Here is a 17,924-nt window from a genome sequence, read left to right on the forward strand (position 1 = left end):
CCGTGGACGGCCGGACGACCCGCACTTCCGACAGCCCCGCTTCCGACGCCCCCGCCGCCGTCCGCGCGCGGGAGCGCCGCAGCCGCCGCTACCGGCGGGACCTGCGCTGGAGCCCGTACCTCTACATCGCCCCGTTCTTCCTCTTCTTCGCCGCCTTCGGGCTCTTCCCCCTCCTCTACACGGGCTGGGCCGCACTGCACCGTGTGGAGCTGACCGCGCCCACCGACATGGAGTGGGCCGGGCTGCGCAACTTCACCCGGCTGCTCGGCGACGACTTCTTCTGGAACGCCCTGGGGAACACCTTCGTCATCGGCGTCCTCTCGACCGTCCCGCAATTGCTGATGGCGCTGGGCCTCGCGCACCTGCTCAACTACCGGCTGCGCGGCTCGATGTTCTTCCGGGTGGCGCTGCTCACGCCGTACGCCACCTCGGTTGCCGCCGCGACGCTGGTGTTCGTGCTGCTCTTCGGGCGCGACTACGGGCTGGTCAACTGGCTGCTGAACACGGTCGGCGCGGACGGCGTCGACTGGGAGAACGGGCCCTGGAGCGCCAAGCTGGCGGTCTCCACGATCGTCGTCTGGCGGTGGACGGGGTACAACGCGCTGATCTACCTGGCCGCCATGCAGGCGATACCGCACGACCTGTACGAGTCGGCGGCGCTCGACGGCGCCTCCCGGTGGCAGCAGTTCCGGTACGTCACGGTGCCGTCGCTGCGGCCGACGATCCTGTTCACCTGCGTGGTCTCGACGATCGGTGCCACGCAGTTGTTCGGCGAGCCGCTGCTGTTCAGCGGGAGCGCCGGGGCCTCGGGAGGCGCCGACCACCAGTACCAGACGCTGGGCCTGTACCTGTACGAGCAGGGGTGGGTGAACCTCCATCTCGGCCGGGCCTCGGCCATCGCCTGGACGATGTTCCTGATCCTGCTGGTGATCGCCGCGGTCAACGCGCTGATCGCCCGCCGGCTGCGCACGAGCCAGTGAGGAGGAGCCATGACCGCCCGACGCGCCGGCCGGCACCTGCACGGCGGCAAGGTGACCTACGCGGTGCTGATCCTCTTCACCGCGGGCTCGCTCTTCCCGCTGCTGTGGACCGCCGTCGCCGCCTCCCGCAACAACACCCGGCTGGCCCAGACGCCACCGCCGTTCTGGTTCGGCGGGAACCTGCTCAAGAACCTCGGTACGGCCTGGTCCGACGCCAACATGGGCGCGGCGCTGCTGAACACCACGGTGGTGGCCACGACGATCGCGGCGGGCACGGTGGTCTTCTCGACCGTCGCCGGGTTCGCCTTCGCCAAGCTGCGGTTCCGGGCGAAGAAGCTGCTGCTGTTGCTGGTGATCGGCACGATGATGGTGCCGCCGCAGCTCAGTGTCGTCCCGCTGTTCATGACCGTCGCCGAACTGGAGTGGACCGACCAGTTGCAGGCCGTCATCCTGCCCACCCTCGTCAGCGCCTTCGGTGTCTTCTTCATGCGGCAGTACCTGCTCCAGGCGCTGCCCACCGAGCTGATCGAGGCGGCCCGCACGGACGGCGCGAACAGTTGGCGCGTGGTGTGGCACGTCGTCTTCCCGGCCGCCCGGCCCGCGATGGCGGTGCTCGGCCTGCTCACCTTCGTCCAGGCGTGGAACGACTTCTTCTGGCCGATCATCGCGCTGACGCAGAACGGCAACCCGACCGTGCAGGTCGCGCTGACCGGCCTCGGCCGCGGCTACATCCCCGACCAGTCCGTGATCATGGCGGGCGCGCTGCTCGGCACGCTGCCGCTGCTCGTCGCGTTCGTCCTGTTCGGCAAGCAGATCGTCGGGGGGATCATGCAGGGCGCGGTCAAGGGCTGACCGGTGAGCCACCGCGCCGCTCCCCCGGGGCCGTACGGTCCGTACGTGCTGTCGTACGGGCCGGACCGCGTCCGTGAACCACTCGCACCGTCCGCACCGCATGTACTGCCTGCACCGCTTGCACCAATCGCGCCACGCGCTCCGCACGGCCCGCGCCGTGCGCCGCGTCCTCGTGAACGGGAGTACCGCCATGTCCTGCCCCCTTCGCTTTCCGCCCGGCTTCGTCTGGGGTGCGGCCACCGCCGCCTATCAGGTCGAGGGCGCCGCCCGGGAGGGCGGCCGCACCCCGTCGATCTGGGACACCTTCAGCCACACCCCCGGCAAGGTCGCCGGGGGCGACACCGGTGACGTCGCCGTCGACCACTTCCACCGGCGCCACGAGGACGTGGAGCTGATGTCCGCCCTCGGGCTCGGTGCCTACCGCTTCTCCGTCTCCTGGTCACGGGTGCAGCCCACCGGCCGCGGCCCCGCCGTACAGCGCGGACTCGACTTCTACCGCCGGCTCGTCGACGACCTGCTCGCCCACGGCATCAAGCCGGTGCTCACGCTCTACCACTGGGACCTGCCCCAGGAGTTGGAGGCCGACATCCACGGCGGCTCCGCCTCGGGGGGCGGCTGGCCGCACCGGGACACCGCGCAGCGCTTCGCCGACTACGCGGCGATCGTCGCGGACGCCCTCGGCGACCGTGTCGAGTGGTGGACCACCCTCAACGAGCCGTGGTGCAGCGCGTTCCTCGGATACGGGTCGGGGGTGCACGCACCGGGCCGCACCGATCCGGAGGCCGCCCTGCGCGCCGCGCACCATCTCAACCTCGCGCACGGACTGGCCGCCCAGGCGCTGCGCGCCGCGCTGCCCGCCCGCGGCCGGGTCATGATCAGTCTCAACCCGGCGGCCGTACGCGCCCGCACCGGCGCACCCGAGGACCTGGAGGCTCAGCGGCGGATCGACGCGCTGGCGACGCGTATCTTCACCGGGCCCCTGCTGCGCGGCGCGTACCCCGCGGATCTCCTCGCGGACACCGCGCGTATCACCGACTGGACCTTCGTCCACGATGGCGACCTCGCCGTCATCAAGCACCCCCTCGACGCGCTGGGCATCAATTACTACACACCCACAGTGGTATCAGGCGGCACTGACAACGCCCCCCTGCCGCGGCACGACGGGCACGGCGCCGGGGCCCGTTCGCCCTGGCCGGGAGCCGATCGGGTGGCCTTCCACCAGCCGCCGGGCGACCGTACGGCGATGGGCTGGTCGGTGGATCCGACCGGCCTCCACGACCTGCTCATGCGCTTTCACCGGGAGGCTCCCGGGCTGCCCCTGTTCATCACCGAGAACGGCGCGGCCTACGACGACCGGCCCGACGCCGAGGGCGCGGTGCACGACCCGGAGCGCATCGCCTACGTCCACGGCCATCTCGCCGCCGCGCACCGAGCGGTCACCGACGGCGCCGACCTGCGCGGCTACTTCCTTTGGTCGCTGATGGACAACTTCGAATGGGCGTACGGCTACAGCAAGCGGTTCGGCTCGGTGTACGTGGACTTCACGACGCAGGTCCGTACGCCCAAGTCGAGCGCCCACTGGTACGCGGGAGTGGCGCGCACCGGCGAACTGCCCGCCCTGAACACCGATGTGACCGCCTCATGAGGGCGGCGGGACACAGCGGTGGGGGGTGGCCGCTGTGTCCCGCCCGGGGTGTGGCTCGGTGCTGGTCCGGCCGGGGGTATGACTCGGTGCTGGTCCGGCCCGCTCTGGCGCGTGCTGCCGGTCAGCTCTCGCAGGTACCGGGCTTCAGTACGCGCCGAGCGCCTTGGTGAAGTCGAGCGGCTTCTGCGCGACGGAACTGCACGTCGGCTGAGCGGAGTTCTGCGGTCCGCCCGGGCACGCCTTGTCGCGTGTGGCGGACCACATCGAGAGCCAGCCGAGGCGCTTGGACTGAGCGAACGTGACCAGTTCCTTGGCGTCCTCGACCGTGAAGATCTCCTTCTGCACGTCGTTGACACCGATCATCGGGGTCACGGCGACGGCCTTCCAGGCGGCCGCGTCACCGAGGCCGAGGGCCTTCTTGAGCTGCGCCTGGGTGGCCGTGGCGGCCTGGACGGCGTACTTGCCCATGTCGCCGTCGTAGGAGGCGCCGTAGTCCATCGCCATGATGTTGACGGTGGAGATCCGCACGCCGTTCTTCTTGGCGTCGGCGATCAGGTTCACCCCGTCCTGCGTCAGGCCCTCGGGCATGACCGGCAGCGTGAAGGAGACGTCCAGCCCCGGGTGCTGCTTCTGGAGCTGGGCGATCGCCCGGGCGCGGCGGGTGTTGGCGGCGGCGTCCGGCAGCGCGCCGCCCTCGATGTCGAAGTCGGCCTTTTCGAGTGCGAACTTGTCGATGACCTTGCCGTACGCGGCGGCCAGCTCGCCCGCCGACTTGCAGGCCAGCCCCAGCTCGGAACCGTTGGCGCCGCCGAAGGAGACCCGTACGTCGCCGCCGGCCTGGCGCAGCGCCGGTATCTGCCGGGCCACCGCGTCGTCGCCCAGCCCGCCCGAGCCGCCCCACTTCGGTTCGCAGCCGCCGCCTCCGGAGGTGACGAAGGCGAGGTTGAAGGTCTTCACCCCGGTCTTCCTCGCGGTGCCGACCAGGTCGTACGCCGGGTACAGGGACGTGTCGACGTACGGGGAGAAGGCGCCGCCGGCCGTGGGCTCCGGAGCGGCTTCCGGCGCCTTGGTGGCCAGCGCGGAGCCGGCGACGGCGAAGGCGCCGCCCGCCGCCAGCGCGGCCGCCGCTGCCGTACCGATCAGCCTGGCCTTGCGGCTCGTGCGGCGGCGGTGTGCCGAGGAACTCATGTCGTGCCTGCCTGTTCGTCGTGGGGAACGGTGGTGCGGTGGTGCGTCCCGCACGCTAGCGATCAGGAAACGGACACATGCCGGTTTCGGTACGGCAGTCGGAAGACTTATGGCGCCGTTAAGGGAGCGAAAGGGACCGGTTAAGCACAACGGCCGAACCGGCCCGGTGGGGGCCCCGCCATCGGCCCGGTGGGAGCCCGGCAATCCGCCCGGTGGGAGCCCGGCAACCGGCCCGACGGATGCGCGGCCGCGGCCCGGGCCGAAACGTTCATTCCCCGCCGCCACCGCCCTGCGCACGCCCCGCCGCCCGCCGCCCCCGCGACCGTCCGAGGCGCCGGCCCAGCCGCCGGCGCAGCCGGTGCCCGGTGTGCCGGCGGCGCCCGGCACGTGCCCGCCGCGCGCCGTCCAGCGCCAGCCACACCCGTACCTCGGTGCCGCCCAGTACGGACCGGCCGATCCGGACGTCCCCGCCGGTCGTCTCCGCGAGCCGCCGCACGATGTCCAGGCCGAGCCCGGTGGACCCGTCACCGCCGTCCCCGTGGCCGCGCCGCAGGGCCGCGTCCGGGTCGTCGATGCCCGGGCCCGCGTCCGAGACCAGCACGATCACCGCGTCCTCGGCGTTGTGCACGTCCACCGCGAAGGCGGTGCCCTCGGGGGTGTGCCGGAAGACGTTGCCGAGCATCGCGTCCAGCGCCGCGGCGAGGTCGGAGCGCGCGACAGGGATGCGTACCGGCCGGTCCGCGCCCGCGACGCGCACCGTGCGCCCCTCGTCCTCCGCGAGCGCCGACCAGAAGTCCATCCGCTCCCTGATCACCTCGGCCGCGTCGCAGCCGGCCACCGCGGCCATCTGCTGGGCGTGCGCCCTCTGCTGCCGCGCGGTACGGATGATCTGGTCGACCTCGCGTTCCAGTTGGGCGACCGCCTCGCGGGTCTGGTCGGCCGCGGGGCTCTCGCCGAGCGAGGCGGCGTTCAGGCGCAGCACGGTCAGCGGGGTGCGCAGGCGGTGGGAGAGATCGGCGGCCAGCTCGCGTTCGTTGGCCAGGAGGTGGACGACCTGGTCCGCCATCGCGTTGAAGGCGGCCGCCGCCGCGCGCAGTTCCCTGGGGCCGTCCTCCCGTACCCGTACGCCCAGCTTGCCCTGGCCCAGGTCGTGGGCGGCGCCCGCCAGCCGTTCGGCGGGCCGCACCATCCGGGTGCCGAGGCGGTCGGCGACGGCGACCGAGCCGACGACCAGCGCGAGGCCGACCACCGCCAGCACCACCCAGGAGGTGGTGACGCCGTTGGTGAGCGCGGCGTCCGGCACGTACACCTCGACCACCGCGATGCCGGAGGCCACCGCGGTGGGCTGGAGCAGGACCGAGCCGCCGGGCGCCGCCACGATGGAGGCACGGCCGAGGTCGACCGCGGCCGCGACGTCCTCGGGCCGGGCCCGCCGGGAACCGATCTCGGCCGGTTCGCCTCCCTTGTCGTCCGCCGGCACATGGACGCCGATGTACCCGCCGGTCCCGCTCTCGGTGCTGGCGACGGCGCGTTCCAACTGCGCGTGACCGGTGGTGATGGCCAGGACGGGCCCGATGGTGGCCGCCTGCCGCTCCGCGTTGGAGAACGCGCGGTCCTTGGCCATTTCCTTGACGACGAGCCCGAGCGGTACGGCGAAGGCCACCACGACCATCGCGGTGACGGCCAGGCACACCTTGACCAGGGCCCATCTCACGGCGACGGCTCCAGGGGAAGGCCCCGGAAAGGTCCGGCGGCGCGCGCGGGCGGCTCCGGCGCGCACGCCCCCCGGCGCCCGGTCCGCGCGGGCGTCACAGCGGTGGCTCCAGCTTTACGCCGACTCCGCGCAAGGTGTGCAGATACCGCGGCCGAGCGGCCGTTTCGCCCAGTTTGCGGCGCAGCCAGGAGAGGTGGACGTCGATGGTCTGATCGTCGCCGTACGCCTGCTGCCAGACCTCGGCGAGGAGTTCCTTGCGGGGCACGACGACACCCGGGCGGCCGGCGAGGAAGGCGAGCAGGTCGAACTCGCGGCGGGTCAGGTCGAGTGCGGCGCCGTCCAGTTCGGCCTGGCGGCGCAGCGGGTCGATGCTCAGGCCGCCCACCTGGAGCACCCGGGACGGCGGCTCGCCGCCCGTCGCGGCGCCGCGGGAGCGGCGCAGCACGGCGGCCATCCGGGCGGAGAGGTGCTCCACCGAGAACGGCTTGGTCAGGTAGTCGTCGGCCCCGTCGTTCAGGAGGCGGACGATCTCGGCCTCGTCGTCCCGCGCGGTGGCGATGATCACGGGTACGTCGGTGATCCCGCGCAGCATCTTCAGGGCCTCGGCCCCGTCCAGGTCGGGCAGGCCGAGATCCAGGATGACGACGTCGAAGCCGACGTGGGCCACCTCGCGCAGCGCCTCCAGGGCCGTGCCGACGCTGCGCACCGTGTGGGACGCCTCGGTCAGATGCCGGATGAGGGCCGAGCGCACGAACTGGTCGTCCTCGACCACGAGCACACTTGCCATGGGCGGCACCGTACGCCATTCGAGGACACTTCTTTACCTGAGGTTGACGCCGCGGGCCGTACCATCAGCCCTCATTTCGACGGGTGTTGACTGCCGCATCCATCCTGTCCCGGAACCTCCCGCGACATCACCTTCGTTCGCCCTCTCCGGGCCCTCCGGCCCTCTGCCCCGGTGGAGTGCGTGATGCAGTATGAGCCAGATGCACAGAGCACTGGTTCACACGGCGGCCTGGACGCTGGCGACGGGCGCCGCCGTCACACTGTCGTGGTTCGGCGTGCACACGGTGCTGGCCGGGACGGCGTACGACCCGCCGCGCGCGCTCCCGCTCTCCGACAGCGCGCCGTCCGCGTCCGCCGGGACCGACGGCGGGGTCGCGCCTCGCGCCTCCTCCACGCACCGGCCCAAGCCGTCCGCTCCGGCCTCCCCCCGCCCCGGGCAGTCCACCCGACCTGGCGCTCATCCCAAGGGGGACGACGGCAGCACGTCCGACGGTGGTGGCGGAAAAGGTACGGGCAGCGGCCCGCACCCGCCGCCCGGCGCCGCCGCTTCACCCGCGACGGGCAGCACGGTGAAAAGTTTCTCCACCGCGGGCGGCCGTGTGGTCATCGACCTCGGCTCCCGCTCTGCCCAGTTGGTGTCGGCCACCCCGGACGCGGGCTGGCAGATGCAGGTGTGGCAGCAGGACCAGTGGCTCCGGGTCGACTTCCGGGGCGGCGCGGGACACACCTCGGTCATCTGCGCCTGGAACGGGCACCCGCCGACAGTCGAGACGGACAACCACGCGACGTGAGGCAGGCATTGCCCCGGGCCCTCCCCGCGCCGCCGGGCAGCCCGCGCGGCCTCCCCGGCTCGCTCAGATGAAGACGGCGGGCGGCGGGGACGGCGAGTCCACCGCGGTCGCGTCCGTCACCGGCTGCGCTCCCCCGGTGAAGTCCAGGAGCGCGCGCCCGTGCTCGACCCGGCCCTGCTGAGGGTCGGTCGCGGCCCGCCGGGTCAGTTCGGCGACCGGGAGCGGGCCGGCGGCGGCGAGCAGTACGGCGTTCCCGAAGCGCTTGCCCCGGAGGACGGCCGGGTCGGCGGTCAGACACAGCTCGGGGAAGACCGTACGGACCGTGGCGACCTGCGCCCGCACGAAGGCCAGCGGCGGGCCGTCCGCGAGGTTCGCCGCGTACCAGCCGCCGGGCCGCAGCGTCCGCGCGACCTCGCCCGCGAACTCGGCGCTGGTCAGGTGCGCCGGAGTCCGCGCGCCGCTGAAGACGTCCGCGATCACCAGGTCCGCCCAGCCGTCCGGGATCTTGGCGAGCCCCGCGCGCGCGTCCGCGTTGCGCACCCTGATCCGCCAGCCGCCGTCCAAGGGCAGCTCCCGGCGGACCAACTGGACCAGCGGCGCGTCGATCTCCACGACCTGCTGGGTGGAGCGCGGGCGGGTGGCCGCGACGTAGCGCGCCATCGTCAGCGCCCCGCCGCCCAGATGCACCACCTGGAGGGGTTTGCCGGGCGGCGCGGCGAGATCGGCGATGTGACCGAGGCGGCGCTGGTACGCGAAGTCCAGGTACGCCGGGTCGTCGAGGTCCACATGGGACTGCGGCGCCCCGTCGACGAGCAGGGTCCAGCCGCGCGTCCGGTCCCGGTCGGGACGCAGTTCGGCGACGCCGCCGTCCACGGTTTCCACCACGGCTTCGGGCCCCGTACGGGGCCGACCGCGCCTGCTCTTCGCCATGCCTTCAGTATGCCGCGTAGCCGCAGGTCAGAGTGGACGGCAGAGGGCAGCGGCCGGGGCAGGACCGGGACCGGCTGCGCGGGCAGCGGCCACGTCGGGGCCGATATCAGCGGCAGCGGTCGACGGCCTCGATCGTGCGGGCCGCCTCGCCGAGGGCCTCGCGCAGGACGACGGGGTCGGTGGCCGTGCCGCACGCCCCGTCCGGGGACACCAGCCAGTCGGTGCCCGTGACGGGCGGCTCGGCGGGGGCGCCGCCGGCGTTCCGCGCGCCCCCTTCGGGCGCCTCGCGCTCGTACGTCTGGGTACAGGCGCTGCCCGGCAGGTCCCAGCCGTCGGCCGTGCCCGGCGGCACGAGGAAGCCGAGGGTGTCGCAGGCGTCGTCGTGCAGGACCGGGCCGACACCGGCCCGCAGCCGCAGGATGTCGACCGCCTCCAGTCCCTGGCGGGCCGGCACCGTCACCAGGTCGCAGGTCCGCGGCGCCTCGGGGAGCGGACCGCGGTCCGCGGAGGGCCAGCACCGGTCCGCGGCCGGTGAACCGTGCGCGCCCGGACGGCCGTTGGGGTGCGCCGCGCGCCCGGCGCGCCCGGCTCCGCCGCGCGCCGTCCCCCCGGCACCCGCCTCGCTGTTGACGGCGGTCCTGACGTCGGCCACACCGGTCTCCCGCACGGAAACCCCTCCTCTGCACACGCCGCTCCCTTTACTTCCTGTTCAACGTCCGGACACGTCAACGGCTACGGCGGCGGGCCGCCGCAATGGATGGCACTTCATGGCGGATCGGGGGTGAGATATCCGTTTTGTAGCCAAACCCTGTGTGTCGGTCCGGTCACAGCTAGTACCGTCGTCCCGCCGCACCGCCAGGCCGCGGCACCGCCACGGAGAGGGCACGGAGGCTCCGCCATGGCATCGCCAGCCGCGAGATCAGCGTCGTCCCAGCACGTTCCCGCACAGCCCAACCACGCCTTCCGGCAGTTGCGCGGCCGGCTGTCACCGGGTGAGTTCGCGGCGTCGGTGCGCCGCGCCGCGCGCGACATCGGGGAGCAGGTCGCGTGCGACGCCCGTTACGTGGGCCGCGTCGAGGCCGGGGAGATCCGGTGCCCGAACTACGCCTACGAACGGGTGTTCCGGCACATGTTCCCCGGACTCACCCTCGCGGACATGGGGTTCGCGCCGCGCGAGACGGTGCGCGGGCGGCGGGCCCGGGCGGCCCGTGCGGACGGCGGAAGGGATGCGGGCGGCGGCACCGGGGCGCCTCCCGGTACACGGACGGGCGCCGGACCGGCGGCCGGGCGCCCGGAAGGGCCCGGGGCCGGACCCGGGCGTCGTGACACGGACATCCAGACCGGCAAGGAGAGCGACGTGCTGCGTCGCGCGTTCATCACGGGCGGCCCGGCCGCCGCGCTGGGGCTCACCGCCCTGCCACCGTTCGTCCCGAAGGCCGCGGCCGGTCCCGGCCTGCCGGACGCGGCGCCCCGCGTACCGCGCCCCTCCCCGGCGGACGGGCCCGGACGGGCCGGCGCGTCGGAGGCGGCCGCCGTGGAGGAGGCGGTGCGCCGGATCCGGCTGCTGGACGACCGGCACGGCGGCGAGGGCCTCTACCGGCGCGCCGTGCAGCCGCTGCGGACCGCCTACGAGCTGCTGGACGCCGGGGTGCAGCGCAGCTCCGTCAGCGACCGCCTGTACGCGGGAGCGGGCGAACTGGCCATCTCCGTCGGCTGGCTCGCGCACGACTCGGGCCGTTTCGGCGACGCCCGGTCGCACTACGCCGAAGCGCTGGCCACCGCCCGGGTGGCCGATGACGCGGCCCTGGAGGCGCACGCCTTCTGCAACACCGCCTTCCTGGCGCGCGACGCGCACCGCCCCCGAGAGGCCGTACGCGCCGCGCAGGCCGCCCAGCAGGCCGCGAAGAACCTGGGTTCGGCGCGCCTGCTGTCCCTCCTGGCGCTGCGCGAGGCGGGCGGCTGGGCGGGCCTGGGCGACCGCAGGAGCTGCGAGCAGGCGCTCCTGCGGGCGCAGCGGCTGTTCGCCCGGGGGCCGTCCGACAACGACCCGGAGTGGATGTCCTTCTACGGGGAGGCCGAGCTGGCGGGTCTGGAGGCGCAGTGCTGGTCCGCACTGGGCGAGCAGGGGCGCGCGGCGACGCACGCGCGCCGGGCGGTGGCACTCCAGGACCCGCACTTCACCCGGAACATCGCCCTGTTCACCGCGGAACTCGCGGGCGATCTCGCGCTCAGCCGGGCACCGGAGGAGGCCGCGACGGCCGGTACCCGGGCGCTGGCCCTCCTGGAAGACGTCCGGTCGGCCCGTATCCGCACGATGCTGGACTCCACGGCGCGGGCGCTGCGGGCGTACCGGAGCGGCGCGGGAAGGGCGGGCGACGAGGTCGGCGCGTTCCTGGACCGGCACGCCGCCACCCGGCCGCCCGTACGGACGACGGTCGGCAAGGGCGGGCGGCGGACGGCCTACGGTGCGCGGCCGGGGCAGCAGAGCGATGCGCACACGGCCTGACCGGGCTCCGGGCGGGAGGGGCCGGGGGGCAGGAGCCTCCAGGGGCGGGGTACAGCCCGAGAGGCAGCGGGTACGGCCCGAGGGGTGGCGGGGTACGGCCCGAGGGGCAGGCACGGGCCCTGCGGCTGCGGCGCGCCGCTGTCCTCCGGGCCCGTCGCACCGGGGTTCAGCCCAGGTGGCCGGTGTCGTTCCAGCGCTCGATGGCGGGCTCCCCGTACGCCCAGCCCAGTACGGACAGGGACGTCGGCTCCAGGCGGATGCGGGCGGCGAAGGAGACGTCCAGGCCGAGCCAGCGGGCCCCCAGGGAGCGCAGGATGTGGCCGTGCGCGAAGACCAGGACGTCCCGGTCGGCGGAGCGCGCCCACTCCACGACCTCGTCGGCCCGCGCCGCTACCTGGGCCAGCGTCTCGCCCTCGGGGACGCCGTCGCGCCAGATGAGCCAGTCCGGGCGCCCGGCCTTGATGTCGGCCGGGGTCAGGCCCTCGTACGCGCCGTAGTCGACCTCCATCAGCGCGTCCCAGTCCTGGGCCCGGTCGCCGAAGCCGGCCAGCCGGCAGGTCTCCTTCGCGCGCACCAGGGGGCTGGTGCGGACCTCGACGTCCGGCAGGCCGTCCCAGGGCTCGCGGTGCAGCCGCTCCCCCAGGAGCTCGGCGCCGCGGCGGCCCTCCTCCAGGAGCGGAATGTCCGTACGGCCGGTGTGCTTGCCGGACAGGGACCACTCCGTCTGCCCGTGCCGGGCCAGCAGAATGCGCGGTGCCATGGGGAATACCTCTGGCCGATTGCTCGGCTCTTCCGTCTTCGGAGCCCGCTCCGGGGCTGTGCTGCTCGACTGATGCGCGTCCGGTGCTCGTCCGGCGCCCGGCTCGCGTCGCCTCGTTGCGGTGGCCGTCCGTTCCATCATCGCGCATCGCCCGGGACCAGCGGGGTGGCCCCTCCCCGCCGGGAGCATCGCGCCGTACGACGTACGGTGGAGGGTCGGCGTTTTCCGCGCCGACGGGTGCCGCTCCGCGCCGCACCCCCTCGCACCAGGCCCGCGACCGATCCGCCACGGGCCACGCATGTTGGAGAACGACCAGGATGGACGCCGTAGCGCGCCGCCCAGCGGCAGCCGGCAGCCGGCTCCGGTGGTGGACGGAACTGCCACTGCTCGCCCTCGTGTACGCGGCCTACTCCGCGGGCCGTCTCGTGGCCCGCGGCGACGCGCTCACCGCCGCCGGGCACGGGCAGACGATCCTGCGGTGGGAAGAGCTGCTGCGTCTCGACCCGGAACGCGCGCTGAACCGTCTCTTCACCGCCACGCCCGCCCTCGGCGTCCCCGCCGACTTCGCGTACGCCGCGCTGCACTACCTGATCACGCCCGTGGTCCTGGTGTGGCTGTGGAACCGGCGCCCCGCGCACTACCGGGCGCTCCGTACCTGGCTCATGATCGCCACCCTCATCGGGCTGGTCGGCTTCACGCTGCTGCCGACCGCGCCGCCCCGCCTGCTGGAGGCGGGCAGCGGGTTCGCGGACACCATGGCGCAGTTCTCGTCCTACGGGTGGTGGGGCGAGGACGCGAGCGCGCCGCGCGGGCTGGGCGGCATGACGAACCAGTTCGCGGCGATGCCCAGCCTCCACGTGGGGTGGGCGCTGTGGTGCGGCGTGGTGCTGTGGCGGCACGGCCGGTCGCGGCCGACGCGGGCGCTGGGGGTGGCGTACCCGCTGCTGATCGTGCTGGTGGTGATGGGCACCGCCAACCATTACCTGCTCGACGCACTGGCCGGTACGGCCGTGATGGGCCTGGGCCTGCTGCTGACGCGCCCGGCGCTGCGGCTGGTGGACGGGGTGCGCGGCCGGTTCCGGGCGGGCGGCACGGGGGCGGGCGTCGGCCGAGACGCGGGCGTCGGCCCGGGCAGCCACGCGGCGGGCGCCACTCCCCTCGCGGCAGCGGACACCCCCGTGACAGGCGCGGGGAACGCCCCTCTCGCGGGTGCGGAAAACGGCTCTCTCGCGGGTGCGAAGCGTGATCTTCGGGCCGCCGGGGCGCCGGGGGCACACGCGAATGTCAGTGGCGGATGCCAGACTTCCGCGGGTGAACGTTTTCCGCGACAGCCGACCCGCCGCGGCCGACCGGCCGCCGGAGCCGCCGCCGCAGCCGACGACGGGGCTGCGGCAGCGGCTCGGTGAGCTGCGCGGCCCCGGCGTACGGCCGCGGCCGCTGGACGCCCGCGCGCTCGCCGCGCTGGCCGCCAACCCCGGCTGCCGCCGCCGCGCGCTGCTGGACGGCGCCGGGGTCGACAAGACGGCGCTCGCGGGCGCGCTCGGCTCGCCCGCGGCTTTCGGGCAGTCGCAGTTCGCGCTGGCCCGGGGCAACTCCTTCGAGGCCCGCGTCAAGGCGGACGGCGGCGCGGACCTGATGCTGCTGCTGTACGAGCGCTCGGGCGGCGGCGCGGAGGCCCCCGAGCCCGGCCGGGTCGCCGTCCCCGACCTGTCCGCCGCCGGTCCCGAGGGGCGTGCCGCCCGTACGGCGCTGGCCCTGCGCGAGGCCACCACCGCCGGCGGCTGGACGCTGCTGGACCACCCGCTGATCACCCTGGACGTGGCCGGGTCGCCCGCCTACCTGGAGCCGGACGCTGTCGTGGTGCATCCGGACGGCGGCTGGACGGTCGTGGAGATCAAGTCCTTTCCGATGATCGACGGTTCCGCCGACCCGGCCAAGGTGGGCGCGGCGGCCCGGCAGGCCGCGGTCTACGTACTGGCGCTGGAGCGGGTCGCCGCCCAGGTGCTCGCCAGTACGGGCCGTACGGTGACGGTGCGGGACCAGGTGCTGCTGGTCTGCCCGAAGGACTTCGCGAACCTCCCCACCGCCGAGGCCGTCGACATCCGCAAACAACTGGCGACGACCAGGCGGCAGTTGCAGCGGCTCACCAAGGTCGAGGAGATCGCCGGGCAGCTCCCGCCCGGCACCACCTTCGACCTGCGGCTCGCGGACGACGGGAAGACGGTGACGCGGTCCGCCGCCGAGCTGGCCGAGGCGGTCGAGTCCGTGGACGCGGCGTACGCGCCGGAGTGCCTGTCCACCTGCGAGCTGGCGTTCCACTGCCGGGAGCAGGCGCGCGCCGCGGGCGCCGTGGAGTCGCTGGGCCGCGGGGTGCGCGGTGAGCTGGGCGGGCTGCGTACGGTCGAGGAGGTCCTGGCGGCGGCGCGTACGGAGAGCGCGGCGGACGACGCGACGGGCGGGTCAGCGGGCGCCGCCGCGACCGCCTGCGCCCCGGACACGAACGCGGGCGCGGGCGCGGATACGGACGCGCCCGCCGCCGAAGCGCTGCGCCGGGCGGCGGCCCTGCGCGCCGAGGCGCTGGCCGGTGCGGGGGCGGGTGGCGCGAGGGACACGACGAGCCGGTCCGTGGGACGGGCCGACGGGGCCGAGGGGGTGCCGGCATGTCGTTGATCGAGGTGCTCGCCAGGATGGAGGCGGTGGCGGCGGGCCGTGCCCAGCCGCTGACGACCGTCCGGCACCGGCATCTGTCCGCCCGCCCGCTGGTGTTCGTCCCGCTGACGACCGCGGGTGAGGCGGGCGCCCCGCTGGGCGCCCTGGTCGGCACGGACCGCGAGAAGCCGCTGCTGCTCGCCGTACCCCAGCCACGCGACCGTGACCTGCGGTTCGCGTTCCTCGCCGAGCTGGCCGAGACCGTCCTGCCGTACGTGGACGGGTACGCGGACACCGTCGAGACCGAGCAGCGCAAGGAGACCGACCCCGAGACCGGCAAGAAGGTCCCGGTCGAGGTCGAGCTGTGCGCCGACGCGCCGCAGATCGTGGTGCCCAGCGCGGCCGGCGTGGAGTACGTACGCCTGCTGGGCCGGTCCATGCGGTTCCGGCGGACCGCCGACCAGGACCCGGACACCCCGCATCCGGCGCCGCCCCATGTCCCGATGCTGGGCCGCTGGTTCACGCACTTCGGCGAGCGGGCCCGGGTCCCGGGCGCGAGCCTGCTGCTGCCGATGACCGGGCTCCTCGCCCGCCACTGGGCGACCGGCCAGAGCAACCTGGAGGACCAGCACCTGGGCGCGCTGCTCGCCTGGATCGACCCGCCCGAGGGCGAACCCGGAGCGACGGCCGCGCGGCGCGCGGAGACGGCACGGGACGCGGACGGCCAACTGCTGTGCCCGCCGGCCGGCCCGGCCACGGACCCGGCGTTCGACAACAAGCGCCTCGCCCCGGCGATGGCCCGGTACGACGCGGGGCTGCCCGGCGCCGAGGCCGCGATCCGCGAGCTGGTCGAGAGCCAGTTGCGCCCCGCCTGGGACGCCGTGTGGCACGGCATCGACCTGCTGCGGGCCTTGCCGGAAGGCTCCAGAGTGGCCGACCGCTGGAAGCGCGACCGCTGGTCGTACACCGCGCACCGCGACCGGGTACGGGCCGGTGAGCCGCCGCAGCCCAAGCGGGACGACGCCATCACGGCCGCCCGCAAGCTCGCCTCCCGGGAGACCGCCCAGGCGCAACTGGACGCGCAGGAGGCGCTGGACGACCCGCTGGTCATGGCGGGCCGGCGGCTCGCCGGCGAGGCGCTGGCCGGCGAGGTGACCGGTGTCGAGATGGCGTATTCGGAGGGCAGGCGGCCGATGCCGCGCCCGTTGGTGACGCTGGCGACGGACGACCGGCCGCAACTGACCGAGGGCGGCAAGCTGTACCGCGCGCTGCCGGACGGCAAGGCCCAGCCCGCCGAGTTCGTCGGGTACACGGCGGACGGGCCGGGTGAGCTGGTGGTCCGGCTGACCGGCGGGATGGGGCGGGGGAAGACCCCGGAGTCCGGGTCGGTGCCCGAGCCCGGCGACATCGTGTGCTGGACTCTGTTCGAGCACCAGCCGCGCGGCGGACCGGAGTTGCCCGAGCCCGAGGACACGCCGTGGACGCATGGCGGGCCGCCGGCGGCCGACACCGCCGTACCGCCCGTGGACCAGCCCGATCCCGTCACCGCGGAGGACTTCCTGTGACCGAGGCCCGCCCCGCGCACCCGGACGTGCCGGCCGCCCGGCGGCCGGACGGCGCACCGCACACCGCCCCGGGCGCGGCGCCGTCCGCCCCCGGCGCGGCGTCCTTCGACCCGAGCGCGGCGGCGGCCGAGGCCACCGACGCGATCGTGCGCAGCACGCTGCACGGCACCCACCGCGGCGTCGTGGTCGACTCACCGCCGGGCGCGGGCAAGTCCACCCTGGTGGTACGGGCGGCTCGCGAACTGGCCGCGGCCGGACGCCCATTGATGATCGTCGCGCAGACCAACGCCCAGGTGGACGACCTGGTGCTGCGGATCGCCGAGAAGGACCCCGAGCTGCCGGTGGGCCGGCTGCACAGCAGCGAGCCGGGCGCGTTCGACCCCGCGCTGGCGGAGCTGCCCGCTGTCCGTACGTCGTCGAAGGTCGCCGACCTGGCCGGGCTGGACATCGTCGTCTCGACGGCCGCCAAGTGGGCTTACACGAAGGTCGACGAGCCGTGGCAGCACGCCATCGTGGACGAGGCGTACCAGATGCGCTCGGACGCCCTGCTCGCCGTCGGCGGGCTGTTCGAGCGGGCGCTGTTCGTGGGCGACCCCGGGCAACTGGACCCGTTCAGCGTGGTCGGCGCCGAGCAGTGGGCCGGGCTCGCCTACGACCCGTCGGCCAGCGCCGTGACGACCCTGCTGGCGCACAACCCCGGCCTGCCACAGCACCGGCTGCCGGTGTCGTGGCGGTTGCCCGCCTCCGCGGCGCGGCTGGTCTCCGACGCGTTCTACCCCTACACGCCGTTCCGCAGCGGCACGGACCACGGTGACCGGCGGCTCGCCTTCGGGGTGCCCTCCGACGGCTCGGGAGTCGACCGGGTGCTGGACGAGGCCGCCGCATCCGGCTGGGGCCTGCTCGAACTGCCCGCCCGCCACACGCCGCGTACGGACCCGGAGGCGGTGCACGCCATCGCGCGGGTGGTACGGCGGCTGCTCGACCGGGGCGGCGCGGCCACCAGCGAGCGCGGCCCCGATCCCGCGCCGCTGACCGCCGACCGGATCGCGGTCGGCACGGCCCACCGCGACCAGGCGGCGGCGGTACGGGCCGCGCTGGCCGGGCTCGGCGTCGGCGGCGTCGCGGTGGACACCGCCAACCGCCTCCAGGGACGGGAGTTCGACGTCACGGTCTTCCTGCACCCGCTCTCCGGCCGCCCCGACGCGACCGCCTTCCACCTGGAGACCGGCCGGCTGTGCGTACTGGCCTCGCGCCACCGGCACGCCTGCATCGTGGTCAGCCGGGCCGGCATACCGGAGCTGCTGGACGAACATCCCTCGGCGGACCCCGTCCAGCTGGGCGTCACGGTCAAGTTCCCGGACGGCTGGGAAGCGAACCACGCGGTCCTGGCCCATCTGAACGAACACCGGGTGGCGTGGCGGCCCTGACCGGTCGGCCGGGGCAGCCGGGCGCGGTCGGGTCGGCCGGGGCAGCCGGGCGCGGTCGGGTCGGCCGGGCGCGGTCGGGCGCGACCGGATCGCGAGGCTGTCGGAGCCGGCCGGTGCGCTGTCCGGGTCGG

At 74.6% G+C, this 17,924-nt stretch carries 14 protein-coding genes and 1 pseudogene; 9 read left to right on the plus strand and 6 right to left on the minus strand.

The genetic code is table 11. The features are described from left to right. The first annotated feature begins 2 nt into the window (after window positions 1–2). The 3 genes from ACZ4QV_RS07320 (at window position 3) to ACZ4QV_RS07330 (ending at window position 3,477) form a co-directional block, all read left to right on the plus strand. Complete coding sequence (locus ACZ4QV_RS07320; protein WP_467762660.1) at window positions 3–980, plus strand: carbohydrate ABC transporter permease; 978 nt, start codon at window positions 3–5, stop codon at window positions 978–980. A 9-nt stretch (window positions 981–989) separates the two neighbouring features. Further along, a complete protein-coding gene (locus tag ACZ4QV_RS07325; RefSeq protein WP_361144604.1) occupies window positions 990–1,832 on the plus strand; it encodes a carbohydrate ABC transporter permease in 843 nt (280 codons plus the stop codon). A 190-nt stretch (window positions 1,833–2,022) separates the two neighbouring features. Then, window positions 2,023–3,477: a GH1 family beta-glucosidase gene (locus ACZ4QV_RS07330; protein WP_361144607.1), complete on the plus strand. Its 1,455-nt coding sequence runs from the start codon at window positions 2,023–2,025 to the stop codon at window positions 3,475–3,477. A gap of 144 nt (window positions 3,478–3,621) precedes the next feature. On the opposite strand, the pseudogene ACZ4QV_RS07335 reads toward ACZ4QV_RS07330, so the two are convergent. The 3 genes and pseudogenes from ACZ4QV_RS07335 to ACZ4QV_RS07345 form a co-directional block, all read right to left on the minus strand. Next, a pseudogene (locus ACZ4QV_RS07335) lies at window positions 3,622–4,548 on the minus strand (chitinase); the annotation flags it as partial. Between the two features lie 385 nt (window positions 4,549–4,933). Continuing rightward, window positions 4,934–6,379, minus strand: a complete 1,446-nt coding sequence (locus tag ACZ4QV_RS07340; protein ID WP_361585398.1) for a sensor histidine kinase — start codon at window positions 6,377–6,379, stop codon at window positions 4,934–4,936. A 94-nt stretch (window positions 6,380–6,473) separates the two neighbouring features. Beyond that, window positions 6,474–7,166 carry a response regulator transcription factor gene (locus tag ACZ4QV_RS07345; RefSeq protein WP_361144613.1) on the minus strand — a complete coding sequence of 231 codons (693 nt, stop codon included), beginning with the start codon at window positions 7,164–7,166 and terminating at the stop codon, window positions 6,474–6,476. Between the two features lie 199 nt (window positions 7,167–7,365). Between ACZ4QV_RS07345 and ACZ4QV_RS07350 the strand changes: the two genes are divergently transcribed. Further along, the gene (locus ACZ4QV_RS07350; protein ID WP_361585401.1) at window positions 7,366–7,956 is read left to right on the plus strand and encodes a hypothetical protein; all 591 of its coding nucleotides are present in this window, start codon (window positions 7,366–7,368) and stop codon (window positions 7,954–7,956) included. 63 nt (window positions 7,957–8,019) lie between these two features. Here the strand turns inward: ACZ4QV_RS07350 and ACZ4QV_RS07355 are convergent, their stop codons facing one another. Both ACZ4QV_RS07355 and ACZ4QV_RS07360 read right to left on the minus strand, forming a co-directional pair. Beyond that, entirely contained in the window at window positions 8,020–8,886 is an 867-nt protein-coding gene (locus ACZ4QV_RS07355) for a spermidine synthase (protein ID WP_361585404.1), read from the minus strand. Window positions 8,887–8,992: 106 nt separating this feature from the next. Beyond that, window positions 8,993–9,553 (minus strand): hypothetical protein, encoded by a 561-nt coding sequence (locus tag ACZ4QV_RS07360; RefSeq protein WP_361144622.1) that lies wholly within the window; start codon window positions 9,551–9,553, stop codon window positions 8,993–8,995. 231 nt (window positions 9,554–9,784) lie between these two features. Here ACZ4QV_RS07360 and ACZ4QV_RS07365 point away from each other — a divergent pair, with 231 nt between their 5' ends. Next, complete coding sequence (locus ACZ4QV_RS07365) at window positions 9,785–11,392, plus strand: tetratricopeptide repeat protein (RefSeq protein WP_361585407.1); 1,608 nt, start codon at window positions 9,785–9,787, stop codon at window positions 11,390–11,392. A 166-nt stretch (window positions 11,393–11,558) separates the two neighbouring features. On the opposite strand, the gene ACZ4QV_RS07370 is transcribed toward ACZ4QV_RS07365, so the two are convergent. Further along, window positions 11,559–12,152 carry a histidine phosphatase family protein gene (locus ACZ4QV_RS07370; RefSeq protein ID WP_361144628.1) on the minus strand — a complete coding sequence of 198 codons (594 nt, stop codon included), beginning with the start codon at window positions 12,150–12,152 and terminating at the stop codon, window positions 11,559–11,561. A gap of 317 nt (window positions 12,153–12,469) precedes the next feature. Here ACZ4QV_RS07370 and ACZ4QV_RS07375 point away from each other — a divergent pair, with 317 nt between their 5' ends. From ACZ4QV_RS07375 to ACZ4QV_RS07390, 4 genes are all read left to right on the plus strand, one after another. Then, window positions 12,470–13,558: a phosphatase PAP2 family protein gene (locus ACZ4QV_RS07375; RefSeq protein ID WP_361585411.1), complete on the plus strand. Its 1,089-nt coding sequence runs from the start codon at window positions 12,470–12,472 to the stop codon at window positions 13,556–13,558. Further along, window positions 13,464–14,822 (plus strand): hypothetical protein, encoded by a 1,359-nt coding sequence (locus tag ACZ4QV_RS07380; protein ID WP_467762661.1) that lies wholly within the window; start codon window positions 13,464–13,466, stop codon window positions 14,820–14,822. Before ACZ4QV_RS07375 ends, ACZ4QV_RS07380 begins: the two co-directional genes overlap by 95 nt. Beyond that, a complete protein-coding gene (locus ACZ4QV_RS07385) occupies window positions 14,813–16,366 on the plus strand; it encodes a hypothetical protein (protein WP_361585414.1) in 1,554 nt (517 codons plus the stop codon). Before ACZ4QV_RS07380 ends, ACZ4QV_RS07385 begins: the two co-directional genes overlap by 10 nt. A 143-nt stretch (window positions 16,367–16,509) precedes the next feature. Continuing rightward, complete coding sequence (locus ACZ4QV_RS07390; protein ID WP_361585683.1) at window positions 16,510–17,793, plus strand: AAA domain-containing protein; 1,284 nt, start codon at window positions 16,510–16,512, stop codon at window positions 17,791–17,793. The last annotated feature ends 131 nt before the right edge of the window (window positions 17,794–17,924 follow it).

The organism is Streptomyces sp. NPDC026394, from assembly GCF_055567735.1.